The 649-nt window shown below is 40.4% G+C and carries 2 protein-coding genes; both read right to left on the bottom strand.

Going from position 1 to position 649, the window contains the following annotated elements; translation table 11 throughout:
* Positions 1 to 161: flagellin N-terminal helical domain-containing protein (locus SANK73390_RS05325; protein ID WP_462764435.1), on the bottom strand; the 161-nt coding region annotated here is incomplete at its 3' end.
* Positions 162 to 549: 388 nt separating this feature from the next.
* The coding region (locus tag SANK73390_RS05320; RefSeq protein WP_462764433.1) for a flagellin at positions 550 to 649 on the bottom strand (100 nt) is incomplete at its 5' end.

Here is a 649-nt window from a genome sequence, read left to right as displayed (position 1 = left end):
AAACGATTCGCAATTTGTAACCCTGCCGCATCGTCCTTAGCACTATTAATACGAAGACCAGAAGAAAGGCGCTGAAATGCTGTATCTAGTTCACTGCCTGACTTCATCAATTGTCGCTGTGCATTTAAGCTCGATACATTGGTGTTTACATATAAGCTCATTTTTCACCTCTACCCTAATCTCTATTAGTGTTATGAGTAATACAGAGCAAAAAACAGACCAACCAGTTTAAAGTAAAATAAATTCAAAGGGTTAAATCTAAATGTAAATAGGGAACACATAATATAAAAAGATAGTAATGGTAGGAGCTTGCCACTTGGCTGGTAATAAATTGCCGCATGAAAGCAGTCAAAGAGAAATAGGTGCCAAAATAACAGGTATCTACCTTGGCACAATGTTTGCTTAGATATATTTGTTGAGCTTCTCGCTTATGCAGCCCGAAACTGCTTAGCTTGGAGTAACGTAATAGCCTCCTGTCATTTGTGCTTTACTGCTCAACTTTTGTGACCGCTCGAAGTACCTCCTCGGTGCTTCGAGCGTATTTCTTGATTATCCTAGTAGCGATAATGCTGATTGTGGACGCTGGTTTGCCTGCGATAAAATTGTACTACTTGCCTGCTGCAAAATCTGCGCTTTAGTCAGCGTTGCC

This window comes from Pseudoalteromonas sp. SANK 73390, assembly GCF_054966645.1.
Note: the sequence above shows the minus strand (reverse complement) of the source record. Positions and strands in the feature narration are given on the sequence as shown.